At 64.8% G+C, this 26,802-nt stretch carries 28 protein-coding genes; 7 read left to right on the forward strand and 21 right to left on the reverse strand.

Annotated features, from left to right (window positions below; translation table 11 throughout):
- Nucleotides 1–182 precede the first annotated feature (182 nt).
- The gene (locus VNN77_17590; protein HXG53213.1) at nt 183–377 is read left to right on the forward strand and encodes a helix-turn-helix domain-containing protein; all 195 of its coding nucleotides are present in this window, start codon (nt 183–185) and stop codon (nt 375–377) included.
- A gap of 26 nt (nt 378–403) precedes the next feature.
- Nucleotides 404–1,096: a methyltransferase domain-containing protein gene (locus VNN77_17595; protein HXG53214.1), complete on the forward strand. Its 693-nt coding sequence runs from the start codon at nt 404–406 to the stop codon at nt 1,094–1,096.
- A 74-nt stretch (nt 1,097–1,170) separates the two neighbouring features.
- On the opposite strand, the gene VNN77_17600 is transcribed toward VNN77_17595, so the two are convergent.
- Both VNN77_17600 and VNN77_17605 read right to left on the reverse strand, forming a co-directional pair.
- Nucleotides 1,171–1,377: a twin-arginine translocase TatA/TatE family subunit gene (locus tag VNN77_17600; GenBank protein HXG53215.1), complete on the reverse strand. Its 207-nt coding sequence runs from the start codon at nt 1,375–1,377 to the stop codon at nt 1,171–1,173.
- Nucleotides 1,378–1,385: 8 nt separating this feature from the next.
- Complete coding sequence (locus VNN77_17605) at nt 1,386–2,810, reverse strand: Do family serine endopeptidase (GenBank protein HXG53216.1); 1,425 nt, start codon at nt 2,808–2,810, stop codon at nt 1,386–1,388.
- A gap of 178 nt (nt 2,811–2,988) precedes the next feature.
- On the opposite strand from VNN77_17605, the gene mgtE reads away from it, so the two are divergent.
- Nucleotides 2,989–4,362 carry a magnesium transporter gene (gene mgtE, locus VNN77_17610; protein ID HXG53217.1) on the forward strand — a complete coding sequence of 458 codons (1,374 nt, stop codon included), beginning with the start codon at nt 2,989–2,991 and terminating at the stop codon, nt 4,360–4,362.
- On the opposite strand, the gene VNN77_17615 is transcribed toward mgtE, so the two are convergent.
- Genes VNN77_17615 through VNN77_17645 form a run of 7 tightly spaced genes read right to left on the reverse strand, consistent with a single transcriptional unit; the run spans nt 4,343 to nt 10,942 of the window.
- Nucleotides 4,343–5,335 (reverse strand): lysylphosphatidylglycerol synthase transmembrane domain-containing protein, encoded by a 993-nt coding sequence (locus VNN77_17615; protein ID HXG53218.1) that lies wholly within the window; start codon nt 5,333–5,335, stop codon nt 4,343–4,345. The two genes, mgtE and VNN77_17615, sit on opposite strands and share 20 nt — an antisense overlap.
- Nucleotides 5,332–5,994, reverse strand: coding sequence for a phosphoribosylglycinamide formyltransferase (gene purN / locus VNN77_17620; GenBank protein HXG53219.1), 663 nt, complete (start codon nt 5,992–5,994; stop codon nt 5,332–5,334). Before purN ends, VNN77_17615 begins: the two co-directional genes overlap by 4 nt.
- Nucleotides 5,995–6,004: 10 nt before the next feature.
- Nucleotides 6,005–7,042 carry a phosphoribosylformylglycinamidine cyclo-ligase gene (purM, locus tag VNN77_17625; GenBank protein HXG53220.1) on the reverse strand — a complete coding sequence of 346 codons (1,038 nt, stop codon included), beginning with the start codon at nt 7,040–7,042 and terminating at the stop codon, nt 6,005–6,007.
- A 56-nt stretch (nt 7,043–7,098) separates the two neighbouring features.
- Complete coding sequence (locus tag VNN77_17630; GenBank protein ID HXG53221.1) at nt 7,099–7,893, reverse strand: ABC transporter ATP-binding protein; 795 nt, start codon at nt 7,891–7,893, stop codon at nt 7,099–7,101.
- Between the two features lie 26 nt (nt 7,894–7,919).
- Nucleotides 7,920–8,930, reverse strand: coding sequence for an ABC transporter substrate-binding protein (locus VNN77_17635; GenBank protein HXG53222.1), 1,011 nt, complete (start codon nt 8,928–8,930; stop codon nt 7,920–7,922).
- A gap of 14 nt (nt 8,931–8,944) precedes the next feature.
- Complete coding sequence (locus VNN77_17640; GenBank protein ID HXG53223.1) at nt 8,945–9,721, reverse strand: ABC transporter permease; 777 nt, start codon at nt 9,719–9,721, stop codon at nt 8,945–8,947.
- 60 nt (nt 9,722–9,781) lie between these two features.
- A complete protein-coding gene (locus VNN77_17645; GenBank protein HXG53224.1) occupies nt 9,782–10,942 on the reverse strand; it encodes a GNAT family N-acetyltransferase in 1,161 nt (386 codons plus the stop codon).
- A gap of 144 nt (nt 10,943–11,086) precedes the next feature.
- Between VNN77_17645 and VNN77_17650 the strand changes: the two genes are divergently transcribed.
- Both VNN77_17650 and VNN77_17655 read left to right on the forward strand, forming a co-directional pair.
- Nucleotides 11,087–11,542 (forward strand): DUF1178 family protein, encoded by a 456-nt coding sequence (locus VNN77_17650; protein HXG53225.1) that lies wholly within the window; start codon nt 11,087–11,089, stop codon nt 11,540–11,542.
- Nucleotides 11,543–11,652: 110 nt separating this feature from the next.
- On the forward strand, nt 11,653–12,639 hold the full coding sequence (locus VNN77_17655) for an aminotransferase class IV (GenBank protein HXG53226.1): 987 nt from the start codon (nt 11,653–11,655) through the stop codon (nt 12,637–12,639).
- Here VNN77_17655 and metH read toward each other — a convergent pair.
- Nucleotides 12,627–16,325: a methionine synthase gene (metH, locus tag VNN77_17660; GenBank protein HXG53227.1), complete on the reverse strand. Its 3,699-nt coding sequence runs from the start codon at nt 16,323–16,325 to the stop codon at nt 12,627–12,629. The genes VNN77_17655 and metH overlap by 13 nt on opposite strands.
- Complete coding sequence (locus VNN77_17665) at nt 16,322–17,305, reverse strand: metalloregulator ArsR/SmtB family transcription factor (protein HXG53228.1); 984 nt, start codon at nt 17,303–17,305, stop codon at nt 16,322–16,324. The genes metH and VNN77_17665 overlap by 4 nt, the downstream gene beginning before the upstream one ends.
- Before the next feature lie 99 nt (nt 17,306–17,404).
- On the opposite strand from VNN77_17665, the gene VNN77_17670 reads away from it, so the two are divergent.
- Nucleotides 17,405–17,824 (forward strand): gamma-glutamylcyclotransferase family protein, encoded by a 420-nt coding sequence (locus VNN77_17670; protein HXG53229.1) that lies wholly within the window; start codon nt 17,405–17,407, stop codon nt 17,822–17,824.
- On the opposite strand, the gene VNN77_17675 is transcribed toward VNN77_17670, so the two are convergent.
- The 10 genes from VNN77_17675 to rplU all read right to left on the reverse strand — a co-directional run bounded on the left by VNN77_17675 (nt 17,821) and on the right by rplU (nt 26,079).
- On the reverse strand, nt 17,821–18,318 hold the full coding sequence (locus VNN77_17675) for a class I SAM-dependent methyltransferase (protein ID HXG53230.1): 498 nt from the start codon (nt 18,316–18,318) through the stop codon (nt 17,821–17,823). The genes VNN77_17670 and VNN77_17675 overlap by 4 nt on opposite strands.
- A 125-nt stretch (nt 18,319–18,443) precedes the next feature.
- Nucleotides 18,444–19,208 carry a ComF family protein gene (locus tag VNN77_17680; protein ID HXG53231.1) on the reverse strand — a complete coding sequence of 255 codons (765 nt, stop codon included), beginning with the start codon at nt 19,206–19,208 and terminating at the stop codon, nt 18,444–18,446.
- A 37-nt stretch (nt 19,209–19,245) separates the two neighbouring features.
- Nucleotides 19,246–20,781, reverse strand: coding sequence for a 2,3-bisphosphoglycerate-independent phosphoglycerate mutase (gene gpmI, locus VNN77_17685; protein ID HXG53232.1), 1,536 nt, complete (start codon nt 20,779–20,781; stop codon nt 19,246–19,248).
- Nucleotides 20,782–20,819: 38 nt separating this feature from the next.
- Complete coding sequence (gene rsfS, locus VNN77_17690) at nt 20,820–21,221, reverse strand: ribosome silencing factor (protein ID HXG53233.1); 402 nt, start codon at nt 21,219–21,221, stop codon at nt 20,820–20,822.
- On the reverse strand, nt 21,218–21,886 hold the full coding sequence (gene nadD, locus VNN77_17695) for a nicotinate-nucleotide adenylyltransferase (GenBank protein HXG53234.1): 669 nt from the start codon (nt 21,884–21,886) through the stop codon (nt 21,218–21,220). Before nadD ends, rsfS begins: the two co-directional genes overlap by 4 nt.
- A gap of 88 nt (nt 21,887–21,974) precedes the next feature.
- Nucleotides 21,975–23,243: a glutamate-5-semialdehyde dehydrogenase gene (locus VNN77_17700; GenBank protein ID HXG53235.1), complete on the reverse strand. Its 1,269-nt coding sequence runs from the start codon at nt 23,241–23,243 to the stop codon at nt 21,975–21,977.
- A 19-nt stretch (nt 23,244–23,262) separates the two neighbouring features.
- On the reverse strand, nt 23,263–24,399 hold the full coding sequence (proB, locus tag VNN77_17705) for a glutamate 5-kinase (GenBank protein ID HXG53236.1): 1,137 nt from the start codon (nt 24,397–24,399) through the stop codon (nt 23,263–23,265).
- Complete coding sequence (gene obgE, locus VNN77_17710; GenBank protein ID HXG53237.1) at nt 24,380–25,420, reverse strand: GTPase ObgE; 1,041 nt, start codon at nt 25,418–25,420, stop codon at nt 24,380–24,382. Before obgE ends, proB begins: the two co-directional genes overlap by 20 nt.
- 72 nt (nt 25,421–25,492) lie before the next feature.
- A complete protein-coding gene (gene rpmA, locus VNN77_17715) occupies nt 25,493–25,750 on the reverse strand; it encodes a 50S ribosomal protein L27 (GenBank protein HXG53238.1) in 258 nt (85 codons plus the stop codon).
- Between the two features lie 14 nt (nt 25,751–25,764).
- Nucleotides 25,765–26,079: a 50S ribosomal protein L21 gene (gene rplU / locus VNN77_17720; protein HXG53239.1), complete on the reverse strand. Its 315-nt coding sequence runs from the start codon at nt 26,077–26,079 to the stop codon at nt 25,765–25,767.
- A 246-nt stretch (nt 26,080–26,325) separates the two neighbouring features.
- On the opposite strand from rplU, the gene VNN77_17725 reads away from it, so the two are divergent.
- Nucleotides 26,326–26,799 (forward strand): MarR family transcriptional regulator, encoded by a 474-nt coding sequence (locus tag VNN77_17725; protein ID HXG53240.1) that lies wholly within the window; start codon nt 26,326–26,328, stop codon nt 26,797–26,799.
- Nucleotides 26,800–26,802 lie beyond the last annotated feature (3 nt).

Raw genomic sequence — 26,802 nt, forward strand, 5'->3', positions numbered from 1 at the left:
CTAAAGGAAGCGTTCCTGGGCCGCAAGCCGGCGATTTCCTCAGTCGGGCGAGGCCCGACCGTCGCCCCGCCGAGGGCCTGGGGGAGCGAAAGTTGCCTTGACAGTCCGGCGCGAACTTGTTAGAAGGAAAAAACTTTTTTCCCGCGCCTGATACGCCCGCGGTTTTTCTCCGAGGGGGTTTTATGGTGGAAAGAGAAGAGGAGCTGTTGAACAGCAAGCAAGTTGCCGTTATCTTGGATGTGAGCCCCGATACGGTGAACGAGTTTGCCCGCAAGAACATTCTTCCTGCTTTCAAGAAAGGCAAGCAGTGGCGCTTTCGAAGGCGGGATATTTCCCTCTTCTTCAAGAAACAGTCTCGGGACATCCGGGATGCTTGAGCTATTTTCCGCAACGGGGATGGCCCATGGGTGAGATCGAAGCGCACCGGAGTAAAATCTATTCGGATCTGGCCCCGCTCTACGATAAAGTCTTTGGCAAGATATTTTATCCGCGCTTACAGCGCGTCATCGAAGACCTGAACCTGCCCCCCGGCTCCCGTATCCTCGAAGTGGGGGCGGGAACCGGCACCTCTTTCCCGGCTTATCCCCGCCACTGTGACGTTATCGGGATCGACCTCGCTCCCGACATGCTGGCGCGTGCCCGGCAGAAAATCCGCAAGAACGGCTGGACCCACGTAAAGGTGATGCAGATGAACGCGCTGAACCTGCAGTTTCCGGACAACGCGTTCGACTACGTGATGGCGTTCCACGTCGTAACCGTCGTCCCGGATCCGGTGCGGATGATCGCAGAGGCGAAAAGGGTCTGTAAGCCGGGAGGAAAGATCGTGATCGTCAACCACTTCACGACCGATGTCCCGGTTCTCGGATCGCTCACCGAAGCGCTCGATCCGTTCACGCGCCGGCTTGGATGGCGCACCAACCTCCGCCTCAAACCGTTCATCGAAGCGACCGATCTCACCGTCGAGCGGATCTACAAGCTTTCCAAGTCCTCCCTGTACACCGTCCTGGTAGGGACCAAGCTGGCGAACGGTCACCTGCGGCCGCCGATCGGGTTGAAAGGGCATCGCGTCAGGAAAGACGGCCGCGGCTACATCTAGTAGTAGGCGGGATTTCCGGCCGATCGACCGCACAGGCGACTCGAGCCGGCGGCGCTCACGACGGGCGAGCCGGCTCAGGGGGGAAGGTCCTTGGACGGGTTCTGATTTTCCTTCGGGGTGGTCTTGCCCGCCTCCTCGCCGTCGTCGCCGCTGACTCCTTTCTTGAAGTCGCGAATCGCCTTTCCGAGCCCGCTGCCGATCTGGGGGAGCTTGCTCGGACCGAAGATGACCAGGGCGATCACCAGGATCACCAGCAGTTCTTGGAGCCCGAATCCAAACATGGAGCCTCCTAGGTCTTGCGCCTCACTGCGAAGAATACCGCGTTGTCGCCTCGTTGCACAAGGAGCAAGATGCGATCGCCGCGCCGGCCCTGGCGCACCGCTTTTGCGAAGTCCTTCACCCCGTTGACCGGTCGCTGATTCACCTCGCGGATCACGTCCGCCGGCTCGATTCCGACCTGATCGGCGGGGCTTCCCGGCTGGACTTCCACGACCAGCACACCCTTGGTCGAGCTCAGCCCCAGCCGGCGGGCCGCTTCCGGCGTGATCGGCTGCACGCGCAGGCCCAGCTCGGCATCCTTGGCTTCCGCCGGCTGCGGCGTGTCGGCGTCATCGGGCAGCTCGCCAATCTTCACCCGAACCACGCGCTCCAGCTTTCCGCGAATCACTTTCAGGGTCGCCTTCTGCCCGGGCGGCGTGTCGGCGATCAGCTGGCGCAGATCGCTGCTCTTCGACAGCGGTCTGCCGTTCAGCTCGACGATGAAGTCGCCCGGCTTGATGCCTGCTTCCGCGGCAGGACTGTTTTCCGCCACCTCCGTTACGACCGGGACCTCTCCGGCGCCGCCTCTCGGACCGTTGGCTGCCGCGTCGTTCGCGCGGATGCCGAGCCAGCCGCGCACCACCCGCCCGTTCTTCCTGAGCTGATCGACGACCTTCTTGGCGAGATCGATGGGAACCGCGAAGCCGATACCGATGTTGCCGCCGCCCTGGCTGAAGATTGCGCTGTTGACTCCGACCACTTCCCCGAGTGCGTTGATCAGCGGGCCGCCGCTGTTGCCGGGATTGATGGACGCGTCGGTTTGAATGAAGCTGTCGTAGGGCCCGGCGCCGATGGCGCGGCCTTTGGCGCTGACGATGCCGGCGGTCACGGTGTGCTCCAGCCCGAACGGGTTCCCGATGGCCATCACCCAATCGCCGACCTCGAGCTGGCTCGAGCTGCCGAGACGGGCGACCGGAAGCGCCGCCTGAGGCTTTCTGATCTGGATCAGCGCCAGGTCCGTGCGCGTGTCCCTTCCCACCAGCCGGGCGTCGTACTCGGTCTGATCGGCGAGCCTGACCTTGATGACGTCGGCGTGCTTGACCACGTGGTAACTGGTCAGGATCTCGCCCGTTCGGCTGATGAGGATTCCGGAACCGAGGCTGCGCTGGGTCGATTCGGGCCATGCCGACTCCCCGAAAAACCGGCCGAAGAACTCGTCGATCGGGTCGCCGGACCCGCTCCGGCCGCTCTTCTGGGTCGTGGTGAAGATGTTGACGACGACCGGCATGGTCCTTTTCGCGATCGCCGCGAACGAAGGCGGCCGGTGCTCGAGTCCCGCCGGATTTCCGGCAGTCGCCGCAGAGATTCCCGGACCGCCTTGCGGCGACAGCGCCGAGCAGACCGACCCGACGGCCGCACCGAGCAACACGCCCAACGAGAATCGCTTCGGGATCATGGCGTTGGCTCTCCTTTGCTCAAACGGATCAACCATAGCAAATCCGCCACGCCCCTTTAAGGGCTGCCCGCAGGGACCCCCCGGTCGAGTCTCCGCCTGCTCCCCGGCGTGCGCGGGAGCGATCGCTCCCGCGCGGCGGATTGCAAAATACGGCTGGCAATGGTTAAGAAAGAACGGGATGGCGACGCAGGCGAACAATTTCCGAACGCTGCAGCTCGATCAGGAAACGTTTCGCGCGATGCTGCGAACCGCAACGCCCGATCGCGTGCTGCGGGTGATCGGCAAGAGTCACCCCGCCGACATCGCCCTTCTGTTCAAGGGGCTCCAGCCTCCCGAGATCCGCCAGCTGTTCGATATCCTTTTTTTCGCCAGGCGCGCTGAAAAGACGCTCAAGGAGCTTCCCCCGGAGCTCCTGCCGGACATCCTCGCCCTGATCGACGACGAGAAGGTGGCGCGCCTCATCGTTCGCGCCGATCCGGATGACGCCGTCACCTTCATCGACAGCCTGCCCGAGGAGCGACGCGAGAACGTTCTTTCCCTGCTGGATCCCGACCGGAGCGCCGAGGTCCGCGAGCTGATCAGTTACCCCGAAGACAGCGTCGGCCGGATCATGACGACCGATTTCATGGCGCTGCCTCCGGAGACCACCGCTCAGGGAGCGATCGACAGGATCCGCGAACGCGGGGAGCTCGAGACCTTCTTTTACCTCTACGTCGTCGACCACGCGGGCGTGCTCGTCGGCGTCGTGCCGATCCGCAATCTGGTCATCGCGCCTCCGGACCGCACGTTGAGGGAGATGATGATCGTCGACCCGATCAAGGCCGACGTGATGACCGACAAGGAGGAAGCCGCACGGCTGGTCGCGAAGTACGAGCTGCTGGCGCTGCCGGTCGTCGATCAGGAGGGCCGGCTGCAGGGAATCATCACCGTCGACGACGTCATCGACATCATCAACGAGGAAAGCACCGAGGACATGTACAAGATGGCCGGGTTGGCCGAGGAGGACCGGGTCTTTACGCCCGTCGGCCGATCGATCCGAATGCGGCTTCCGTGGACCATCCTGAACCTGGCCACGGCCACGCTGGCGGCCTCGATCATCGCCTTGTTCGAGGGAACCCTGCACGAGCTGATCGCGCTCGCCACGTTCATGCCGATCGTCGCGGGGGTGGGGGGAAACGGGGCGACGCAAACCGCCACGGTGATCATCCGGGCGATCGCGCTCGGCGAGCTCGAGTTTTCGTCGGCGTGGAAGGCCGTCTTGCGCCAGGTCTCGGTGAACGTGTGCCTGGCGGTCGCCGCGGGCTCAGTCATCGCGCTCGCCGCTTTCCTGTGGAAAGGCAACCCGATTCTCGGACTGGTCCTGGCCTGCGCGATGGTCCTCAACCTCGGCCTGGTCGCGGGGTTGAGCGGTGCGGTGATTCCGCTCCTCCTGAAGGCGCTGCGGTTCGACCCGGCGCTGGGTTCCGGAATCATCGTGACCGGCCTCACCGACGCTCTCGGCTTTCTCTCTTTCCTCGGTCTCGCGACCGCCTTTATACGCTATCTGACCTGATCTCCGCTTCCGCCGCCATGACGGCCGGGGCCGGCCCGCGCCGCAGCAGGAAGACGACTCCGCCGATCAGGCTGTCGACCGCCACGATCAGCAGGAGCAGGAGCCCGAACGCGATGCCGGTTTCCGAACCGAAACCGATCACGCCGAGCATGAAAATGTACCCCCCCTCGCGCAGCCCGATCCCGTTCAGGCTGACCGGGATGGCCGAGAACGCGCCGACCAGCGGATAGAGGATGATCGCGTAGGCGAACGGGATCTCCACGTGCAGGGCCCAGCCCATGACGACGTGCATCCAGGCCTGCATCACGTGAGCCACGAACGAAAGCAGAACCGCCTGCGGAATCGAGCGCACCCGATCGCGGTAGCCGCCCAGGGCGATCCGGAGCTTTTTCACGAGCGCGTGGCCGTTGGGTGGCAGGACGAGCCGGACAAACGGCACGAGCACGGCGGCGACCGCCCCTGCCCCGGCGAGCGCGAACGTCAGCGAGCGGATCGCAGCGGGAACCGCGAACTGCGGAAAGAGCGCCAGGCCGAGGGCCCCCAGCCAGAGTAAAACGACCATACCGACGGCCCGATCCATGAGAACCGACACGACCGAGTGAAGCGTCGAGCCCGCCCCGCCTCCTGCCCGGCTCTGCCGCCCGTCGCGAGCGAGATAGTAGACCCGGCTGACATCCCCTCCGACGGTCCCTGGAGCGAAAAGGTTGAAGAACATTCCGATCAGGTAGTATACGAGGAAGTTCCGGAAGCGGATCTCGAAGCCCAGCGGCCGGGCAAGCACCGCCCAGCGGGCCGCGCTGATCGTTTGCGTCGTCAGGTAGACTCCCAGCGCCAGCACGATGTAGGAGAAATCCGCGGCCGCCAGCGTGCCGAGGAAGCGCTCGAGATCGATGCGCGTCAGGAAATAGGCGAGGAGGCCGCCGCTGACCATCAGCTTGGCCACGAGGACGCGTGCGGCCTTGAGCTTCTTCATCCTTCGAGGGGCGGCTCGATCAGCACCGCGTTCTCGCTGCGGGGCCACCCCTTCACCAGCACCCTGCGCCCGAGCACCTCGAGACGGCCTTCGCTGTAGAGCTGAATTGCGCGAGGGTAGATCCGGTGCTCCTGCTCGAGGATGCGGGACGCGAGCGATTCCTCGCTGTCGTCCGGGTACACGGGCACCACCGCCTGAATGATGATCGGCCCTTCGTCGCACGCCTCGTTGACGAAATGGACCGTGCACCCGGAAAAGCGCACCCCGTGCTCCAGCGCCTTTTTCTGCACGTGGAGCCCCGGAAACGACGGCAGCAGGGCCGGATGGATGTTCATGATCCGGTTCGAGTACGCTTTGACGAAGACCGGCGAGAGCAGGCGCATGAAGCCCGCGAGCACCACCAGCTCGACGCCGCGCGCCCGCAGGATCTCGACGACGGCTTCGTCGAAAGCCTCGCGGCTGGGGTAGCTCTTGTGGTCGAGAACCTCGGTCGGAATCCCGTGATTGCGCGCCCGGACCAGCCCATAGGCGTCCGCCCGGTTGCTCACCACCACCCGGATCTCGGCGTCCAGCTTCCCGGCTGCGATCGCGTCGATGATCGCCTGGAGATTGGTGCCGCTGCCCGAGATCAATACCGCGATCGGAAGTCGTCGCGCCATGGATTCCCCCTCAAGAGACAAACTCCACTCCGCGGACGCCCTTGCGGATCTCCCCGACGAGAAAGTATCTCTCGCCCATCCGTTCGAGCGCTTCGGTGACCGCGGCGACACGCCGCTCCGCCGCGACGAGGATCATTCCCAGGCCGTTGTTGAAGGTTCGGTCCATTTCCTCCCGGGAGATCCGCCCCAACCGGCGGATCAGGTCGAAGATCGGCGGCCGTGGCCAGCTCCGAGCGTCGATATGGGCGCGCCTCGTCGGCGGCAGGATGCGCGGAAGGTTTCCGGGGATTCCCCCGCCCGTGATGTGCGCCGCTCCCTTGATCCAGCGCCGCGACCAAAGCTTCTTCATCACGCCCGTGTAGATGCGGGTGGGCTCGAGCAGCTCCTCCCCGAGAGTCCGGCCCAGCTCGGGAACCCGGGTGCTCAGCTTGAGCCGCCCGAGCTCGAGCAGGACCTTGCGCGCCAGAGAATAGCCGTTGCTGTGCAAGCCGCTCGAAGGCAGCCCGATCAGGACGTCGCCGGGGCCGATGATTCGCGGATCGACGACGTTCCGCCTTTCGACCACGCCGACCGCGAAGCCCGCGAGATCGTATTGGCCCCTGGGGAAATCGCCGGGATGCTCCGCCGTCTCACCGCCGATCAGCGCGCACCCCGCCCGGCGGCAACCCTCGGCGATCCCGCGAACGACGGACTCGGCGATCTTCACGTCGAGCTTGCCGCAGACGAAATAATCGAGGAAAAAAAGCGGTTCCGCCCCTTGAGTCAGAATGTCGTTCACTCCCATCGCGACCAGATCGATCCCGACGGTGTCGTGGCGCCGCATCATGAAAGCGATCTTCAACTTCGTGCCGACGCCGTCGGTCGACGACACCAGAACGGGGTGGCGGTAGCCCCGGCTCTTCAGATCGAACAGCCCGCCGAAGCCGCCGACGCCCGCCAGCAAGCCTCGGATCCTGGTCTTTGCCGCGATCGGCCCGATGCGCCGTACCAGTTCCTCGCCGGCATCGATGCTGACACCGGCCCGGGCATAGGTCATGCCTGATTTCATGCGACGGACCGCTGGTGAACCTTAAAAAGCGATCATAGCGCAGGAAGCGGCGGAAATCACACCGTCGATCCCCGCGCGGCCTCCGGATTGCCGGCGGCGGTCGCCAGCAGGCCACGGATCTTCAGCGAAGCTTCGGCGAGGATCGGAGAGCTCATCATCTCCATGGTTCGCGGCCGCGGAAGGTCCACCGTGAGAGTCTGGAGCAATCTACCGGGCCGCGCCGACATGATCAAGACGCGGTCGGAGAGAAACACCGCCTCCTGAATGCTGTGGGTTACGAACAGCACCGTTTTCTTTCTTTCTTCCCAAAGGCGCAGCAGCTCGAGGTCGAGCTCGTCGCGCGTCATCGCGTCGAGCGCGCCGAACGGCTCGTCCATCAACAGCAGCTGCGGGTCGGTCACCAGCGCGCGGCAGAGCGAGACCCGCTGCTGCATGCCGCCGGAGAGCTGGTACGGGTACATGTCCTCGAAGCCCTCGAGCCCGACCAGCCGGACCAGGGCGCGGGCGCGCTCCACGTGGCTCGCGGAATCGAGCCGCGCGAACTCCACCGGCAGCATGATGTTGTCCAGTACCGAGCGCCACTTGAGCAGGACTGGAGACTGGAAGACCATGCCGACGCTCTCCAGGGGCCCGCGGACGGGGTGCCCGGCGACGAGCACGGAACCGGACGAGGGCGGGAGAAGCCCCGAGACGATCTTCAACAGCGTGCTCTTGCCGCAGCCGCTCGGGCCGACGATAGAGACGAACTCGCCCGCCTGGATCTCGAACGACACCCGCTCCAGGGCGTTCACGGTTCTGCTGGCGTTCGCGAAGGTGCGCGAGACGTCCCGGACGGCGATCAGCGTCGGCACGAGAGAATCCGGCGGTCCCGAGGCCTTCAGCGCTTGATGAACCGGTTGGTGTAGACTTCCGCGGCGGAGACCTTTCGCGCGACGTCGAAGAATTCGTTGGTGATGCGCACGGTCTTCTCCATGATGTCTTTTCTCATGTAGCCGAGGCCGTGCTCCACCGATTCGGGTGGGATCATGACCTCGGTCAGCGCGTTCTTGAGCTGCAGGGTGGTCAGGGCCGGATCGAGCTCCGGCTTGTGTTTGAGCAGGATCTGCAGGGACTCCTCCTGGTGATCGCGGGTGTAGCGCAATCCCTCCATCGTGCCTTCCACGTAGGCCCGCACCAGATCCGGCCGTCGCTTCAGGTCGTCGTCCTTGACGACCAGCCCGCTGCCGTAGATGTCCAGCCCCGTATCCTTCATGAAGACGCGCTGCAGCTTGATGCCCTGCTTCGAGGCGGCCAGCTCGGCCACTTCGTCGTTGGACGCGCGGTACATCACGATGAAGTCCGCCTTGCGGGTGGCGAGCGCGGCCGGTTGCAGCGGCGCCGCAGTCTCCTGAATGCGGATCGATTTGAAGTTGATCTTGTTGATCCGGGCCCACGCGGGCATCAAGTACCATTGCGCCTGCCCCGGGCTGATCGCCCAGGACTTCCCCTCGAGGTCCTTCAGCGTCTTGATCGGGCTGTCTTCCCGCCAGAGGATCGTCGCCGGGACATACCCGAGCTGCGCCACCGTGATGACCGGCGTCCCCCTCGAGCGCGCGACGATCGCCGTCGCCATGTCGGCGAACCCGAAGTCGGCCCCCCCGGCGGCGATGTTGCGCACCGTGTCGGCCGAGCCCGAGCCCGCGTGGATCGTCGCGGCCATGCCGCGTTTGGCATAAAAGCCCTTCTCCAGAGCCACGAACCACGGCGCGTGCTTCCCGCCGATGATGAAATCGAGGCGGATCGTCGCCGGCTTGAGCTCCGCCGCCCCGGCGGCGCCAACCCATAGCGACAACAGGACCGCTCCCGTGGCTCCCAATGCGATGCGCGACCCCGGCCGAGAAATCGTCATGTGACCTCCGTCTGTTAGAATGAGCCCTCGACCTGGCGCACCTCGGCGCTCCAGGGAGCGACTCTCTTTTGCACCAACTCGATCAACCAGAAAAGCCCGAGAGAAAGTAGGGCGAGGATCAACAAGATCACCAGCGCGAACGCGGTGTCGAGGCTGTAGTTGGCCTGAAGCACCAGATAACCCAGGCCTTCGTTGGCGGCGACGAACTCCGCGACGATCGCTCCGGTGACCGAAAGCACGATCGCGACGCGGATCCCGGCGAACATGTAGGGCAGCGAGTTGGGCAGCCTGATTTTCTTGAACACGTCGAACTGCGAGCCGCGATTGATGCGCGCCAGCTCGAGCAGCTCCGGCTCGACTTCTTTCAGCCCCACCACCGTGTTGACCACGATCGGGAAGAACGCCACGAGAAACGCGATCGCGATCTTGGAGAACAGGCCGTACCCGACCCAGATCACCATCAGCGGCGCGAATGCGCTCTTCGGCATGGCGTAGAGGATCACGATCAGCGGATAGATGGTATTCTGGAGGTGGCGCGAATAGACCACCGCGATTGCGAAGGCGACGCCCAGCAGGAGCGAGAGCCCGAAGCCGCCGACCGCCTCGACGAACGTGATGAGCGCGTGGTTACCCAGGATCGGCAGCTTCTTCACCAGCGCCAGCCACAGGTCGCGCGGCGGAGGCAGGATGAACTCGGGAACCTTGATCACCTCGACCAAAATTTCCCAGAGCACCAGCAGCGCGGCGAAAAAGATCACCGGCTCGATCACGTTCTTGGCCGGGAGCTTCATGGTTCCACGCAGAAATTAATGGAAAGCCCGGGGAGAGTCAAGGAAATCACGGAAAATCTGCTACTTAGAATTGCTCCCGGTCTTGAGCTGGCTGTGCTCGAGAAGCACATCGCGCTTCTCGCGAACGAGATTCCGTTCCTGCTCGAGGTAGCGCTCGACAGCGCCGCGGAAGCGCTCGTCGGTGAAGTAGTGAGCGCTGCGCGTCGGCTCGGGATCGAGCCCGCGAAGCTGTTTGAAGCTCCCGCCGGCTCCGGCCTCGAACCGGCGCAGACCCGACCGGATGCAATGCTCGATCGCGGAATAGTAGCAAACGTTGAAGTGCAGGAACGGATGGTCCTCGAAGCTTCCCCAGTAGCGGCCGTACATGGCTGTGCGGTCGCGGACGTTGAACGTTCCGGCGATGACTTTTCCCCCCCGCTCCGCCACCATCAAACATAGATGGTCCGAAAAGCGCACCCCGATCTCCTCGAAAAACTCCCGGTTGAGGTACTGCCTGCCGTAGTACAGCCGGTCGATGTGGGCCTTGTAGAGCCGGAACATCGTTCGCATCAACCCCGGCCGGAGATCCGCCCCTTCGACCGGTCGAATCGTGATGCCTCGCTCCGCGATCTCCCTGCGCTCGCGTTTGATCTTGTTGCGCCGCTCGCTGCGAAAGCTCGCGAGGTAATCGTCGAACGAAGAAAAATTCCGGTTCTGCCAGTGGAACTGGATTCCCAGCCGCGGCAGGAACCCGGCCGATTCCAGGGCTTCGCTCTCCTCCTCCAGGCAGAAGTTCACGTGCACCGACGATATCCTGTTGTCGTGGGCGATCTTGGCGAGCGCCCTTCCCATGAGCCGCAGCAGCGGCGCGCGGGGTTCGGCCGGGTCCGTGAGCAGCCGCGGGCCCGTAACCGGCGTCATCGGCACACCGATCAGCAGCTTCGGATAGTACGCGATCCCGCAGCGACGGGCGGCTTCCGCCCATTCATAGTCGAACACGAACTCGCCCATGCTGTGGAGCTTGAGGTACATCGGGCAGGCGCCTACCGCCCGCCCGCCCCGCTCGATCACCAGATGGTGCGGCACCCACCCCGTCTCCGGCCCTGCGCAGCCGGTCTGCTCCAGCGTATCGAGCCAGTCCCATTTCAGGAACGGCGAGCGGTCGCCGGCGAGACGGTCCCATTCGGCCGCCGGGATTTCCGCGACTTTCCGCACGATCCTAAAAACGGTCTCGGCCGCCATCGAAGCCCCATCGTAACACGGGCCGAAGAGCCGTCAAACCGCGGCACTTCCCGGGCAGCGGCCTCGACCGGACCGGATCGCTTGCAAGGTCCGGCCTTGACAAGTCGAGCCCGGAAACTTAATGATGCTAGCCAGAGAGGCTCCATGGTTATCTACAACCTGGTCTGTAAAAAGAAGCACAGCTTCGAGGGCTGGTTCCCAAGCTTCGAGGAATTCGAGAAACAAGCCAAGAACCGGCAGATCTCCTGCCCTACCTGCGGCACAACGCGAGTGCAGAAGGTGCCGCACGCCTGTGCCGTGCACGTCAAAAAAGAAGATCGTGCCGTGCGGAAGCGCCCCGAGACGATGCCTCGGGCGGCGGCTCCGGAGCCTACGCCTTCGCCAGCCGACCTCAAAGAGATGCTTCTCCGCCTGCACCATTACGTCCGCGAGAACTTCGAGGACGTCGGCCCCCGGTTCGCCGAAGAAGCGAGGCAGATCTATTACGGGAAAGCGGAGGAGCGGCCGATTCACGGCACGGCCACGCCCGAGGAACGCTCCGAGCTGGAAGAAGAGGGCGTTCCTTTCGTGACGCTGCCGAAGCCCGTGCTGGATAGCTGAGAGCGCGGCCTTTGCCGGCCAACGCTTTTCGTGTGCCCGCGGGGTGCCGGCAGGCGGCGCTCGAGAAGGTGTCCGTTCCGGGAGCGGCGGGGAATCCGGAGCAAGGGCTCATGGCGAGCGTTCCTATTTTCACCTCGGCGGAAGCGCTGGCGCGCTTCAGCCGGGCGGTTCACCCGCGATCGGGCAATTTCTACGCGATGTACTCGAGCGTTCTCGGCGGGATCGTAACCGACCCCGCGTTGATGCTCGTGCCCCTCGACGACCACATGGTGCATCGCGGTCACGCGGTCTTCGACACGGCGGCGCTCGTCAACGGCATGCTTTACCAGCTCGACCCGCACCTGGACCGCCTGCTGCGCTCGGCCAGGGAAGCCAGGATTCCGCCCCCCTACCCGCGGGAGCGCCTGCGAGAGATCATCCTGGAGACCGCGGCCGCGGGCGGCAGGAAGGATGGATCCGTGCGTTACTGGCTGTCCGCCGGCCCGGGAGGATTTGCGCTGGGTCCCGGGGAGTGCGCGGGTAGCAGTTTCTACGTGGTGGTTTTCAAACAGGAGACCTACCCCGAGCGTTATTACCGCGAGGGGATGAGGCTGGTGACGAGCACGGTTCCCATCAAGCCCCCTCTTTTCGCCCGTATCAAGTCCACCAACTACCTCCCCAACGTGCTGGTGGCGCTCGAAGCGGCCGACCGCGGCGCCGACAACGGGATCTTCATCGACCAGCGCGGCATGGTGGCCGAGAGCTCGAACATGAATGTGGCGTTCGTTACGCCGGAACGCGTCTTTCGCCACCCGCCCTTCGATGCGATTCTTTCCGGCATCACCATCCAGCGGGTCCTCGAGTTCGCTGAGCGCCTGGTGCGAGACGGGGAGCTCAGCGCTGTGCGCGTCGCCGACATACCCGTGGAGGAGGGACGGACCGCGGCCGAGATGATGCTGATCGGGAGCTCCATCAAGATCGCCCCGGTCGTCGAATGGGACGGCCGCCCGATCGGCGACGGCAAGCCCGGGCCGATCGCGAGAAAGCTGCTCGAGCTCTGGGAGGCCGACGTCAGAAGCGGCGCCGGTCAGCTCGTTCCGGTTCCTTACCCGGGCTGAAGGCGCTCGGCGGTTCTTTCCCGCGGATCGTAGCCGAGGATCGGCGCCAGCCAGCGCTCGACCTCCTCCACCGTCATGCCTTTGCGCGCTGCATAGGAAGCGACCTGGTCCCTGCCGATCGCGTTGACGGCGAAGTAGCGGGCCTCGCGGTGGGCGAAATACAGGCCGCACACCGAAGCCGGAGGAACCATGGCGAAGCTCTCCGTCAGCGTGATCCCGGTCGCTTCGCCGGCTCGCAGCAGCTCGAAGAGAATCGCCTTTTCCGTATGGTCGGGGCACGCCGGGTAACCCGGCGCCGGCCGGATGCCCCGGTATTTCTCGGCGATCAGATCCTCGCAGGTCAGCTGCTCGTCCCTGCCGTAGCCCCAATCGGCGCGTGCCTGCTTGTGCAGATACTCGGCGAAGGCCTCGGCCAGGCGATCGGCGAGAGCCTTCACCATGATCGCGTTGTACTGATCGTGCTCCCGTTCGAACCGCGACGCCAGTTCCTGCGCGCCGTGCCCCGCCGTGACCGCGAAGGCCCCTACGTAGTCCAGAACTCCGCTGGAAAGCGGCGCGATGAAGTCGGCCAGGGCCAGCTGAGGCCTGCCCCTCTGGTTTTCCCTCTGCTGGCGCAGGGTGTGGAAGCGCGCGAGCACGCGCCCGCGCGACACGTCCTCGTAAACCAGGATGTCGTCGCCGTCGCTGTTCGCGGGGTAAAAGCCGTAGACTCCGCGGGCGCGAATCAGCTTCTTGTCGACGATCTCCTGCAACAGCGTGCGGGCGTTGGCCAGGAGCTCCCGGGCGGCCGGACCGCGCGCCGGGTCCTGCAGCAGGTCAGGATAGCGCCCGCGGATTTCCCAGGCATGAAAGAACGGCGACCAGTCGATATAGGGCACCAGCTCCGCGAGCGGGAAATCGTCGAGCACTTTGCGCCCGATGAACGCCGGAACGCAGATGTGGCGCTCGTCCCAATCGGTGTGCAGCCTTCGCCGCGCCGCTTCTTCGTAGGTCAGCAGCCCGGCTGCGCTTCGGCTGGCGAACTGCCTGCGGATCTCCTCCTGCTCCCTGCGGTTCTGCTCGGCGAGAACCGCCCGGCTCTCCGGCCGGCTGAGCGCGCCGACGACCGGCACTGCGCGCGACGCGTCGACGACGTGGATGGTCTCTCCCCGATAAGCGGGGGCGATCTTCACCGCCGTGTGCCGCTTGCTCGTGGTCGCCCCGCCGATGAGCAGGGGCACCCGCAGGCCGCGCCGCTCCATCTCTCCGGCGACGTGCGCCATCTCCTCCAGCGACGGGGTGATGAGCCCGCTCAGGCCGATAATGTCCGCCTTTTCCCGCACCGCCGTCTCGATGATACGATCCGCGGGCACCATGACCCCGAGGTCGATCACCTCGCAGTTGTTGCAACCGAGCACGACCCCGACGATGTTCTTGCCGATGTCGTGAACATCTCCCTTGACCGTCGCGAAGACCAGTCGGGTTCGCCGCTCCCCGTCGACCGAGCGCTTTTCGGCTTCCATGAGGGGCGTCAGGTAGGCGACCGCTTTCTTCATGACGCGAGCGCTCTTGACGACCTGCGGGAGGAACATCTTGCCCTCGCCGAACAGATCGCCGACGACGTTCATGCCGTCCATCAGCGGCCCCTCGATGATCTTCAGCGGACTTCCGAGCTTCGCCAGAGCTTCCTCGAGGTCGCTTTCGAGGTCGTCCATCACGCCGTGGATGACGGCGTGCGCCAGGCGCTGCTCGACGCTTTCTTTTCTCCAGTCCAGAGTCTCGCCGGCTTCCTTGCGCTCGCCGTGGAACAGCTCCGCGAACTCGATCAGGCGCTCGGTGGCATCGGGCCGGCGGTTGAAAATCACGTCTTCCACCCGCTGCAGGAGCGCCGGCGGGATCTCCTCGTACACTGCCAGCTGCCCCGCGTTCACGATCCCCATGTCCATGCCCGCCCGGATCGCGTGATACAGAAAAGCCCCGTGCATCGCCTCGCGCACCCTTTCGTTGCCGCGAAACGAGAACGAAATGTTGCTCACGCCCCCGGAAACGTGGCAACGGGGAAAGCGCCGCTTGATCTCGCGCGTGGCCTCGATGAAGCTCACGGCGTAATCGTTGTGTTCCTCGATCCCGGTGGCGACGGTGAGAACGTTGGGGTCGAAGATCAGATCGGCTTCGTCGAACCCGATCTCCTCGGTGAGGATCTTGTGGGCGCGGCTGGCGATCCGGACCTTGTGCTCCGCCGTGGTGGCCTGCTTCTCCTCGTCGAAAGCCATCACCACGACCGCCGCGCCGTAGCGCTTGATCAGCCGGGCGCGCCGCTTGAACTCCTCCTCTCCTTCCTTGAGCGAAATCGAGTTCACGATGCCCTTGCCCTGGAGGCACTGCAGCCCGGCCTCGATCACATCGAAGCTGGAGCTGTCGATCATGATCGGCAAGCGGGCGATGTCGGGTTCGGCGGCGAGGTGGTTCAGGAACGTGGTCATCGCCTTGCGGGAATCCAGCAGGGCTTCGTCCATGTTGACGTCGAGGATATTGGCGCCACCCTCGACCTGTTCGCGCGCCACCGACAGCGCCTCTTCGTACCGCTCCTCGCGGATCAGGCGGGCGAACCTGCGCGAGCCGGCCACGTTGGTGCGTTCGCCGATCAGAATGAAATTCGAGTCCGGGCGGACGGTCAGCCGTTCGAGCCCGCTGAGATGCATGAAACCGTCCGGCGCGGGCGGCACGCGCGGGGGGCGGCCGGCGACCGCCTCCGCGACCGCCGCGATGTGCTCGGGCGTGGTGCCGCAGCACCCGCCGACGAGGTTCAGCCAGCCCTGGGCCGCCCAGTCTCCGAGGAAGCGAGCGAACTCCTCCGGGCCGACGTCGAAACCGCCGAACTCGTTCGGCAGGCCGGCATTGGGATAGGCGAAGGTGAGCAGGGGGCTGCCGCGCGACAGCTCCTCGGCGTAGGGCGCCATCAGGTCCGGTCCGAGGGCGCAGTTGATTCCGACCGCGAGCAGGCGGACATGAGAAATCGAGGTCAGGAAAGCCTCGAGCGTCTGCCCGGAGAGGGTCCGGCCGCTGCGGTCGGTGATCGTGGCCGAGACGAAGATCGGCACACGAAAGCCTTTCTCTTCGAAGACGCTTTCGATGGCGAAGAGGCAAGCCTTGAGGTTCAGCGTGTCGATGTTGGTTTCCGGAAGGAGCAGGTCTACCCCTCCGTCCAGCAACCCCCGCACTTGCTCGGAATAGGCGTCGACCAGCTGCCGGAACGTGACCGCCCGAAACGCCGGGTTGTTGACGTCGGGCGACAGCGACGCGGTCTTCGTGGTCGGTCCGATCGATCCGGCGACGAACCGGGGCTTGCGCGGAAAGGCGTCGACGGCCCGGCGCGCGAGCCGTGCCGCGGCCAGGTTGATCGCGTAGGCCTGCGGCTCCAGGCCGTAGTCGGCGAGCGAGATGGCGTTGGAGTTGAAGGTGTTGGTCTCGATGACGTCCGCGCCCGCCTTGAGGTAGGCCGTATGGACTTCGAGGATCGCGTCCGGCTGCGTGACGCTCAGCAGATCGTTGCATCCCTTGAGCGGACGATCGTGACCGGCGAATGCCCGCCCCCGGAAATCATCCTCGCCGAGCCCGAGGCGCTGGATCATCGTCCCCATCGCGCCGTCGAACAAAAGAATCCTCTCCCCCAGCAGCTGCCGCAATGTGTTCTCGATGTCGTTCATGCTTTGCTTTCCACGACCCCCGTCGGCCCCGGAACGACGGCACGCGCGACGAAAATCTCGACCGGCCGGTTGCCGTTGCGCGCCATCCGCTCGCCGGCGTAGGAGCCGGTGAGGTTGAACTCCACGTCGACCGCTCCCGCTGCGCCCAGCCATCGAGCCATGGTCTCGTGCCCGAAACCGAGCCAGCGGTGCGCCATTTGCTGACGCATCCACAACTGCGTATGCTCCACGAGATCCACCACGATCACGCTGCCGCCGGGACGGACGATGCGGCGGAGCTCCGCAACCGCGCGCCCGGGATCCTCCAGAAAGTGCAGCACCATGACGCAGAAGGCGGCGTCGACGCCCGCCGAGGCGATCGGCAGATCCGCGGCGTCGCCGTAGAGAAACTCGACGTTGCGGACATGCTTTTCCTCCGCGATGGCCCGGGCGCGCCGCAGCATCTCCCGCGAGAGGTCGACGGCGATCACCTTTTGAGCGAAGCGGGCCAGCTCGAACGTGAGGCTCCCGGTGCCGCAGCCGACGTCCGCCAGCACCAGATTCCGCGGAAGAAGCTTCTCGATCGCGATCGACGCCACGCGATCGTCGAAGTAGTTCCGGCGGATCCGCTCCCAGTCCCCCGCAACCGCTTCGAAATAGCCGCGCGAGCGGCGCAACCGCCGCCTGCGGCAGGCCTCGAGCCGGGCGCGGTCGTGCTTTGCCTCCGGCAGCTCGGCCAGACGCGATCGCAGCGAGGCAAAGATCCTGCGGGCCTCTTCGGTCATGTCGGGGCGCAGCGAAAAGTAAACCGAGGTTCCTTCCCGCCGATCCCGCACCAGCCCCGCGTCGCGCAAGATGGCGAGGTGACGGGAAACAGAGGATTGAACCGATTCCACGACTTCCTGGACTTCTCCCACCGTGAGCTCTTCTTCCGCGACGGCCGCTAGGATGCGCAGCCTCATCGGATCGGCAAAGGCTTTGAGCAACCGGACCAGCTCCATAGATTATCGCAATATATAGATACTTCGATAGATGTTCAATGGCCTCTGAGGGAAGGCGACCTCGCCGGGACGCCTCCATGACGGAGAAAAGCTGCTAAGATGGCCCCGAAAACCGACGAGACCAGGGATATGGACCGGCCGGATTACCTGTTCGTTTACGGAACGCTGCGCCGCGGCACGGCTATCCCGGCGCAGCACGCGTTGGAACGCCTGTCGACATTCAGCGGGACCGGGACGTTTCGAGGGGTGCTCTACGATCTCGGCCCATACCCCGGGGCCTGCCGCTCCCGAAACCCCAAGGCTTGCGTCAGGGGCGACCTCTACCGAGTGCACGACCCGGACAGGCTCTTTTCCTTCCTCGACGCCTACGAAGGCAGGCTCTTCAGGCGCGAGCGTGTCACGGTCCGCTCCGCGACGGGGGCAAGGGTCCGTGCATGGATCTATCTTTATCGCGGTCCGTTGCGAGGAGAGGCGATCATCGAGGGGGGCGATTATCTCGCCCACCTGGCGCGATGCTAGCCCGGTTTTTGCGCGAAAATCCCGGCCCGGAACGCGGGCCGCCCGCCGTCGAAGAATTTACCCTCGCGGTAGAGGAGAACGCGAAAATCGCGAAACATCGAGAGCAGCTCGTTGCGCTGTAGAAGATAAGCCGGGTTGCGCGGATGGCCGATCTCACGCTGATCGATGAGATAGGTCTCGAAGACCACGAAGCCTCCCGGGACCAACGAGTTTTTCAGCGGCACGGTCAACGAGCGTTGCAGGTAATTGAAGTCGACGACGAGCCGGTAGCGATTCTTCGGCAGCGGCTCCGACTCCAGGTCCGCCTGGCGCCAATCGACGCTCAGCCCGGCGCCGAGCGCACGACGGCGCGCTTCCGCGAGCGCGACCGGCGAAACGTCGACTCCCACGACCTCGAATCCGAGGGACGCGAGGAAAAGCGCGTTTCGCCCCTCGCCCGTGGCCACGTCGAGGGCCGGGCCGCGCGGAATGTCCCACCAGCCGCTCTCGAACACGCGCTTCAAAAAAGGAGACGGCTCGGAAGCCCCCGGCCCGGCCCGGTATCTGCGGTTCCACCGCTCCCGATCTTCCGTCGACATTTTTTCGTGCAACCCGCAAAGGGACTGGAACGCGCCCGACGTTACACGGTGCGCGCCAGCGTGAGCACGCAAACCTCCTCCGCGCCCGCCCGCAGGAGCGCCCGGGCGCACTCGTTGACCGTGGCACCTGAAGTGTAGACATCGTCGATCAGGAGCACGCGCCGGCCCTCGAGCTCTGCACCCTCCCGCACCGCAAAAGCTCCGCGCACGTTCCTCCTGCGCTCTTCCTCGCTCAGCTGCGTTTGCGGCGGGGTTTCCTTGACCCGTCGGAGGGCAAAAGGGTCCAGTGGAACAGCGTAGACGCGGCTCACCTGCCGGGCCAGGACGACCGACTGGTTGAAGCCCCGCCAGCGCAACCGCCTGGGGTGCAGGGGAACCGGAACGATCAGGTCGGAGGCGTACTGGGCCAGGAACCCGGCGCAGCCCAACGCCATCAGGCGCCCGAGCGGTTTCCCGAGAGCGATCTTGCGCCCGTACTTGAACCGGTGCAGCACTTCCCGCAGCGGCGCCCTATCGGTTTCCTCCCGCGGATAGCAGGCCCATGCCCTTGCCCTCGAAAAACGCGGTGGGCGGGCCAGGCAAGCGCCGCAACGGTGATCCCCGCCGCTGGCGTCGGGGAAGGGGCGACCGCAGATCGTGCAGAGCGGCGGCTGGATCAAGCGGATGCGCCCGCGGCACGGGACGCAAAAATACTCCGAATCGCTTCCCCGGATGCGCTCCCGGCAAGCGCGGCAACGTGGCGGGTACAGCCAGTCGATGAGGCGAGCGAAACGGTCCGCGGGAAAAGGATTGCGCCTCGGGATCATGCGAGGTCCCGGTTCCGCTGCCGAGCGGCGCCGAGAATCAGGAATGGACGATGAGCGAGCGGCCGGTCATGATCTCTGGACGATCGATCCCGAGAAGCTCCAGAATCGTCGGCGCAACGTCGCTGGCGGTTCCCGTTCTGAGCGCGGCCCGGGTGCGCCCCTCGTCGATCAGGAAAAACGGCACTGGGTTCGTCGTGTGGGCCGTATGCGCCTTGCCGGTATCGTAGTCGATCATCTGCTCGATGTTACCGTGGTCGGCGGTGATGAGCACGTGCCCTTTTTCCGCGAGCGCGGCTTCGACGACCTTTCCCACGCAGGCGTCGATCGTTTCACACGCGCGCACGGCCGCGGCGAAATTCCCGGAATGGCCGACCATGTCCGCGTTGGCGTAGTTGCCGATCACCAGACCGAAGCGACGCTCGTGCAGCATGCGAACCAGGGTCTCGGTAATCTGCGGCGCGCTCATCTCGGGCTTGAGATCGTAGGTGGGCACGTCCTTGGGCGAGGGGATGAGAATTCGCTCCTCGCCCGGGAATTTTTCCTCCTGCCCGCCGTTGAAAAAATAGGTGACATGCGCGTATTTTTCAGTTTCGGCGATCCGCAGCTGCGGAATTCCGTGGCGGCTGGCGATCTCCCCCACGATCTCCTTGAGATCGCGCGGCGGGAACGCGACCGGCAGCCTGAAGGTCTCGTCGTACTGCGTCATCGTCACGTACGCGGACAACTTGGGCCGCCGCTTGCGCGTGAAACCGTCGAAGTTCTCCTCCGTGAACGCCCGCGTGAGCTGGCGCGCCCGGTCCGCCCGAAAATTGAAAAAGACCACTCCGTCGCCGCCGCGAATCAGGCATTCCGGAACCGCCGCCTCGATCACGGTCGGCAACACGAACTCGTCGCTGACGTTGGCGCGGTAGCTCTGGCGCACCCCCTCCAGAGCCGAAGCCGCACGGTTGCCGACGCCTTCGGTCAGGCAGAGATACGCCTTTTCGGTGCGCTCCCAGCGCTTATCCCGGTCCATCGCGTAGTAACGCCCCGTCAAGGTCGCAATGCTCGCGTGGGGATAGGCCTTCAGCTTCTCTTCGAGATCCAGCAGGAACTGCTCTGCGCTGTGCGGCGGGGTATCCCGGCCGTCGAGAAAAAGATGGAGAAAGACCCGCGCGACCCGCTCGCGCCGGCTCATTTCGATCAAGGCTTCGAGGTGACGCTGGTGGCTGTGGACGCCCCCGTCCCCGAGCAGCCCCATCAGATGCAGCCGGCCGCTCGCCGTCCGGGTCTCGCGCATGCCGGCGCGCAGGACCGGGTTCTCGTAGAACGTCCCCTCGTCGATCGACTTATGGATGAGCGTGAGGTCCTGGTAAACGATGCGGCCCGCGCCGAGGATCATGTGGCCGACCTCGGAATTCCCCATCTGTCCGTCGGGAAGACCGACGTCGGTTCCCGAAACCGAGAGGCTCGAGACCGGGTAGCGGTCGCGTAACGCGTCCATGTTGGGCATGCGCGCGTGGGCGATCGCGTTGCCCTCTTTTCTCGGGTTGATTCCGAACCCGTCCAGGATGATCAGAACGACCGGTCGCAGTGACGCCACGGAACGTGCCTCGCGAAGAAACTCTCGCGTCAGGGATGATCGGCCGCGGCCCGCTGTCGGCCCGCCCAGGTGGAATAGGGCTCCGGCAGGGCCACCCTGGGAGCATGGCTCCAGAGGCCGTCGAGATCGTAAAAAGCGCGCACCGGTTCATAGAAGACGTGGACCACGACGTCGGAAAAGTCCAGCAGGACCCAGTGCCCGCGACCGGCCCCTTCCACCGACGGAGCTCCGACCCGCGCCCGGTGGGCTTCCTCCTCGATTCCTTGCGCGATGCTTTGCACCTGGCGGTCCGATCGACCGGAGCAGATCACGAAATAGTCGGCGATCGAGGTCAGCTCGCGAACCTCCAGGACGGTCACGTCGCTGGCCTTTTTCGACAGCGCCGCCCGCACGACCAAAAGCGCTTTATCCCAGGAGCCGGCCGAGGTCAACTGGATCGCTTCTCCGCTCGCGGGCCGCGATAGAGCCCGTTCTTCTCGATGTACGCTTCGACCTCCAAGGGAACCAGGTATCGGATCGACTGTCCGCGGCGTACCTTTTCGCGAATGGCCGACGCCGAGATGGCGAGATCGGTGAGCTTCAAGAAAAACAACTGGGTACCACTCCGGTGCCGGTACAGCCTACGTCTGGAATCATAACAAAACAGCCGGCGCAGGGCAACGGAAGTCCCGCGGAAGGGATTCGAGTCGCGACTTCCCGGCCGCGACGTGACGATGAAATTGCAGAGCGGAAAAAGCTCCCGGAAATCCTTCCACGAGTCGATCTCGCGGAAGGCGTCGAGCCCGAGAATAAAATAATACGTGTGCTTTTCCGCGGATCGCGCGAAGTGGCGCAGCGTGTCGATGGTGTACGAGACGCCCGCTCGCTCGATCTCGACGGTGGAAACCGCGAAAGCGCGATGCCGGGCGACCGCCAGTCGCACCATGGCGAGCCGGTGGCGGGCCGGAGTGATCGCCTGGCCGCGTTTGTGCGGCGGTGTCGAAGCGGGAATGAAGAGAACCCGATCGAGGGCAAAGGCTTCCCGCACCTCCTCGGCGCTGCGGAGATGGCCCCAATGGATCGGGTCGAAGGTGCCGCCGTAGAGGCCGATCTTCATCGAGCGCCGAACGCCCTTCCCGCGGCTGAACCGGGGCGGGCCGCAACGCTCCGCTTCGCGAGGCGGCGATGGATCGTTGTGGGCCGGTTCATTCCCTGATCTGCCCGTTGCCGAACACGATGAATTTGGTGGTCGTGAGCTCTTCCAGCCCCATGGGCCCGAAAGCGTGGATCTTGCTGGTGCTGATGCCGATCTCCGCTCCGAGTCCGAGCTCGCCGCCGTCGTTGAATCGGGTCGAGGCGTTGACCATGACGGCCGAGGAGTCGACCCGATCGACGAACTCGCGCGACTTCTGGTAGTTCGAAGTGACGATCGTCTCGGTGTGGCTTGATCCGTAGCGCTCGATGTGCGCGATCGCCTCGTCCATGTCCTTTACGACCCGCACCGCGAGGATCAGATCCAGGTACTCGGCTCCCCAATCCTCTTCCGAGGCCGGCCGGATGCCGGGAACGAGCGCCCGGGTACGCTCGCAGCCGCGCACCTCGACCCCTGCCGCCAGGAACTTGGCGATCATCGCGGGAAGGAAATCGGCCGCAATCGCCTCGTGGACCAGGAGCGTCTCCATCGCGTTACAGACCGAAGGGCGCTGCACCTTCGCGTTCATGCAGATGCGCTCGGCCATCTCCAGCGAAGCGTCGCTGTCCACGTAGACGTGGCACACGCCCTTGTAGTGCTTGATCACGGGCACTCGCGAGTTCGCGGCCACGGCGCGGATGAGATCCTCGCCGCCGCGCGGGATCACGAGGTCGATGAACTCCTCGAGCTGCAGCAGCTCCTGCACGAGCCCGCGCTCGCGGGAGGCCGCGACCTGGATCGCCGCTTCGGGAACGCCGCAGGCAAGGCAGGCTTCCCGAAGGACTTCGCCGATCGCCTGGTTGGAGCAAAACGCCTCGCTGCCGCCGCGCAGGATCGCGGCGTTGCCCGACTTCAGACAGAGCGCGGCAGCCTCGGCGGTTACGTTGGGACGCCCCTCGTAGATCATCGCAATCACGCCGAGCGGGATGCGCATGCGGCCGACCTGGAGCCCGTTGGGACGGCGCCACATTTTCACGATCTCCCGCACCGGGTCGGGAAGCGCGGCGACCTCGCGCAGGGCGTTCGCCATCGCGCCCACCCGGGCGGGATCGAGCATCAGCCGGTCGAGCAGCGCCCTGCTCGCCCCCGATCGGCTCGCCTCCCGCATATCCTTGCGGTTTTCCGCGACCAGAAAATCGGTTCTGGCCTCGAGCCGCTCGGCCATGAGCCGCAGCGCGCGATTCTTTTGCTCGGAGGAGAGCATCGCGACGGCGCGCGAGGCCTGTTTCGCGTTCCGTCCCAGCCGAGCCGCTTCTTCCCTGAGCGCAGACGCGTTTTTCACCTCGGCTCCTTTTCCGCCCTCAAAGCACCACGAGATCGTCGCGATGGATGACCTCGTCGTACGCCTTGTAGCCCAGCACTTTTTCAATTTCGCTTGTATGCAATCCTTTGATTTGATTCAACTCTTGGGCGGTGTAATTGACCAGCCCGCGGGCGAACTCCCGTCCCTGCGCGTCGACGCAGCGGACGCACTCGCCCGCCCCGAACGTCCCCCGGATCTCTCTCAGCCCCGACGGGAGCAAGCTCTTGTTCTTGTGCACGAGCGCGTCGCGCGCGCCCGCATCGACGACCAGATCTCCCGCCGGCTTGAGATTGTAAGCGATCCAGTGCTTGCGGTTGGTCATCCGGCTGCCCTCCGGCAGGATCAGCGTGCCGACTTCCTGCTTTTCGTCGAAGATGCGCCCGAGCACGCCGACCCGAAGGCCGCTGGCGATCACCGTCGGAATGCCGGCCGCGGCCGCGGTCTCGGCCGCCCTGATCTTGGTGACGATGCCTCCCGTTCCCAGAATGCCGCGGCTTCGCCCCTTCACCAGCCCCTTCGCCGTCTTGATGTTCTCAACCAGGGGGATCAGCGCTGCGTCAGCGTGGAGCCGTGGGTCACGGTCGTACACCCCGTCCACGTCGCTCAAAATGACCAGGAGGTCGGCCTGGAGCAGGGTCGCCACGAGCGAGGAAAGCCGGTCGTTGTCGCCGAACTTCATCTCGTCCACCGCGACGGTGTCGTTCTCGTTCACGATGGGGACGATCTCGGACTCGAGCAGCATCTGGAAGGTGTGTTTGGCGTTGAGATAGCGCTGGCGGTTCGCGAGGTCCTCGCGGGTGAGCAGCACCTGGGCGACCCTCTTGCCGAAGCGTGAAAAATAGCTCTCGTAGAGCGCCATCAGCTTGATCTGCCCGACCGCGGCCAAGGCCTGCTTCTCGGGAATCGTCCTCGGTCCTTCCCTGCGTCCCAGGCTCGTCATTCCCGCGGCGACCGCCCCCGAGCTCACCACCACGAGCTCTTTTCCGTGGTCGTGCAGGCGCGCCAGCTCGCGCACCAGCTCCTTAAGCCGGGCTTCCTCGATGCCTTCCAGCGATGAGAGGATCTGGCTTCCGATCTTGACGACGACGCGGCGCGCCCGGCGCAAAATCCGCCTCTTATGCTCCCGCTGGCTCACCGCTCGCTTCCTTTTCCCGGCGCAGCTCGTCGAGGCGCGCCCCGGTGCGCTGCACCAGCGCCCGGACTCCTTCGCCGGTCGCCGCCGAGATCGCGGACACCGGGCGCCAACGCGCCGGAATCCTTTCTTCCAGCAATCTCGCCCCCGCCCTCCCTTCGGGCAAATCGATTTTGTTCACGACCACGATCTGCGGCTTGGCGGCCAACCCCGCGTCGAACAGCTCGAGCTCCCGGTTGACGGCCTTCCAGTCCGCGAGCGGGTCCTCCTCCCGGACCCTCGAGCCGTCGATGAGGTGGATGAGCAAGCTGGTCCGGGTGACGTGGCGCAGAAACTTGTGACCCAGCCCGTGCCCCAGATGCGCCCCCTCGATCAAGCCGGGAATGTCCGCCACCACGAAGCTCCGGCCGTCGCCGTAGCGGACGACGCCCAGGTTCGGCACCAGCGTCGTGAACGGATAGTCCGCAATCTTCGGCCGGACCGCCGAGATCGCCGCGATCAGCGTCGATTTCCCTGCGTTCGGAAATCCGACGATTCCCACGTCGGCCAGCAGCCGCAGCTCGATCACGAGCTCACGCTCTTCCCCCGGCTCTCCGGGCTGGGCAAAGCGAGGGCTTCGGTTGGTCGAGGAAACGAAATGGGCATTCCCCTTGCCACCTCTCCCCCCGGCGGCGACCACCACCCGCTGTCCGGGCTCCTTGAGATCGCCGATCAACTCACCGGTAACCGCATCCCGGATGATGGTGCCCACGGGAACCTTGATGATTCGATCCTCTCCGGCCCTGCCGTGTTGCTCCTTTCCCCTGCCGTGCTCGCCGGGCCGGGCTTTGTACAGCTTCTGGTAACGCAGGTCGAGCAGCGTCGTCAGTTGGGGATCCGCCACGACGACCACGTCGCCGCCTTTTCCGCCGTCGCCTCCGTCCGGTCCCCCGCGCGGGACGAATTTCTCGCGCCGAAAGCTCACGCACCCTCGCCCCCCGCGACCGGCGATCACCCGGATCCTGGCTTCATCGACGAACTTCATGGAACGCGCAGCGCCTTTCTCGAGACAAAAAAAAAGCCCCGCAAAGGGGCTTTTTTGCCGCTCCCCGGAGCGTCACGCCACCGGGAGGACGTCGACGCGTTTTCTCGTCCTGTCGTACCTCGCGTACCGGACGATGCCGTCGATCTTGGCGAACAGCGTGTAGTCGCGCCCCATCCCGACGTTCTTGCCCGGATGGATTTTCGTTCCCAGCTGGCGTACCAGGATATTTCCCGCGAGCACTCGCTCTCCGCCGAAAACCTTGACGCCGCGCCGCTGCCCCTGACTGTCCCTGCCGTTGCGGGAGCTGCCCCCCGCTTTTTTATGCGCCATCGAAAGACTCCTGGCTAGAACTCGATACCCGTGATTCTGACGGCCGTTTGCTCCTGCCGATGGCCGCGCTGCCGGCTGTAGCTCTTGCGCCGTTTCTTTTTGAAAACCAGGATCTTCTTGGCTTTCGACTGGCTTACGATTTCGCCCAGCACCCTGGCATCCGCGACCAGCGGAGCCCCGATCTTCGGCTCTCCGTCGCCGCCCACGAAGAGAACCTCGGAAAGCGTCACTTTGTCTCCCACCTCGCCAGCCAGCTTCTCCAGCTTGACGATGTCGCCCGTGGAGACGCGATACTGCTTCCCTCCGCTTCTGATAACGGCGTAAGTCATGGCTCTAAATACCCGATACCCGTGAAAAAGATAATTAGAGTAAAGACCGCGCAAAGTCAACCAACGCGCCGGGCCCGCTCCCGTCGGAGATCCCTCCCCCCTGACCCGAACAACCGCGATATGACCGGGTTCCGGCTAATTCTGGTCCCCAGCCTGCGACGGAGGAAGGTCGTCGAAAGGCTGTTGACAATGGGTTCCCAGGCTGGCATAAATATCGATATACGATATTATCGTTAAACGAGACTTATGAACCGGAAAACTCCCCACCCCGACTATCGTGCCATGGCGGAGTTCCGCTATCAGATCCGCCGTTTCCTGCGCTTCAGCGAGGAAGCCGCCCGGCGGGCGGGCATCGAGCCCCAACAGCATCAGCTCCTCCTGGCGATCAAGGGACTGCCGCAAACCGCGAAGCCGACCATCGGGGTGCTGGCCGAACGGATGCAACTGCAGCACCACAGCACCGTGGAGCTGGTCGACCGGCTGGAGGAGAAAAAGCTCCTCTACCGCCTGCGCTCGGCCGACGACCGGCGTCAGGTCCTGGTGAAGCTCACGCGCGAAGGCGAGCAGCTCCTCGGCAAGCTCGCCCTCTATCACTTCGAGGAGCTACAGAGCGTAGGGCCACGCCTGGTAGCGGTTCTCAAAACGTTGATCGCGCGCACGCCGAGACGCGACCATTCCGAGACCGACCCCGGCTCCAGTCCAAACCAACGGAGGGCGTGAACC

Source organism: Candidatus Zixiibacteriota bacterium (assembly GCA_035574315.1).
Taxonomy (GTDB): domain Bacteria; phylum Desulfobacterota; class Binatia; order UBA9968; family UBA9968; genus DATLYW01.

What these genes read in the sequence shown, in the direction of transcription:
- VNN77_17590 (HXG53213.1), top strand. Translation starts at nt 183, where the DNA reads ATGGTGGAAAGAGAAGAGGAGCTGTTGAACAGCAAGCAAGTTGCCGTT.
- VNN77_17595 (HXG53214.1), top strand. Translation starts at nt 404, where the DNA reads ATGGGTGAGATCGAAGCGCACCGGAGTAAAATCTATTCGGATCTGGCC.
- VNN77_17600 (HXG53215.1), bottom strand. Translation starts at nt 1,377, where the DNA reads ATGTTTGGATTCGGGCTCCAAGAACTGCTGGTGATCCTGGTGATCGCC.
- VNN77_17605 (HXG53216.1), bottom strand. Translation starts at nt 2,810, where the DNA reads ATGATCCCGAAGCGATTCTCGTTGGGCGTGTTGCTCGGTGCGGCCGTC.
- mgtE (HXG53217.1), top strand. Translation starts at nt 2,989, where the DNA reads ATGGCGACGCAGGCGAACAATTTCCGAACGCTGCAGCTCGATCAGGAA.
- VNN77_17615 (HXG53218.1), bottom strand. Translation starts at nt 5,335, where the DNA reads ATGAAGAAGCTCAAGGCCGCACGCGTCCTCGTGGCCAAGCTGATGGTC.
- purN (HXG53219.1), bottom strand. Translation starts at nt 5,994, where the DNA reads ATGGCGCGACGACTTCCGATCGCGGTATTGATCTCGGGCAGCGGCACC.
- purM (HXG53220.1), bottom strand. Translation starts at nt 7,042, where the DNA reads ATGAAATCAGGCATGACCTATGCCCGGGCCGGTGTCAGCATCGATGCC.
- VNN77_17635 (HXG53222.1), bottom strand. Translation starts at nt 8,930, where the DNA reads ATGACGATTTCTCGGCCGGGGTCGCGCATCGCATTGGGAGCCACGGGA.
- VNN77_17640 (HXG53223.1), bottom strand. Translation starts at nt 9,721, where the DNA reads ATGAAGCTCCCGGCCAAGAACGTGATCGAGCCGGTGATCTTTTTCGCC.
- VNN77_17645 (HXG53224.1), bottom strand. Translation starts at nt 10,942, where the DNA reads ATGGCGGCCGAGACCGTTTTTAGGATCGTGCGGAAAGTCGCGGAAATC.
- VNN77_17650 (HXG53225.1), top strand. Translation starts at nt 11,087, where the DNA reads ATGGTTATCTACAACCTGGTCTGTAAAAAGAAGCACAGCTTCGAGGGC.
- VNN77_17655 (HXG53226.1), top strand. Translation starts at nt 11,653, where the DNA reads ATGGCGAGCGTTCCTATTTTCACCTCGGCGGAAGCGCTGGCGCGCTTC.
- metH (HXG53227.1), bottom strand. Translation starts at nt 16,325, where the DNA reads ATGAACGACATCGAGAACACATTGCGGCAGCTGCTGGGGGAGAGGATT.
- VNN77_17665 (HXG53228.1), bottom strand. Translation starts at nt 17,305, where the DNA reads ATGGAGCTGGTCCGGTTGCTCAAAGCCTTTGCCGATCCGATGAGGCTG.
- VNN77_17670 (HXG53229.1), top strand. Translation starts at nt 17,405, where the DNA reads ATGGCCCCGAAAACCGACGAGACCAGGGATATGGACCGGCCGGATTAC.
- VNN77_17680 (HXG53231.1), bottom strand. Translation starts at nt 19,208, where the DNA reads ATGATCCCGAGGCGCAATCCTTTTCCCGCGGACCGTTTCGCTCGCCTC.
- nadD (HXG53234.1), bottom strand. Translation starts at nt 21,886, where the DNA reads ATGAAGATCGGCCTCTACGGCGGCACCTTCGACCCGATCCATTGGGGC.
- obgE (HXG53237.1), bottom strand. Translation starts at nt 25,420, where the DNA reads ATGAAGTTCGTCGATGAAGCCAGGATCCGGGTGATCGCCGGTCGCGGG.
- rpmA (HXG53238.1), bottom strand. Translation starts at nt 25,750, where the DNA reads ATGGCGCATAAAAAAGCGGGGGGCAGCTCCCGCAACGGCAGGGACAGT.
- rplU (HXG53239.1), bottom strand. Translation starts at nt 26,079, where the DNA reads ATGACTTACGCCGTTATCAGAAGCGGAGGGAAGCAGTATCGCGTCTCC.
- VNN77_17725 (HXG53240.1), top strand. Translation starts at nt 26,326, where the DNA reads ATGAACCGGAAAACTCCCCACCCCGACTATCGTGCCATGGCGGAGTTC.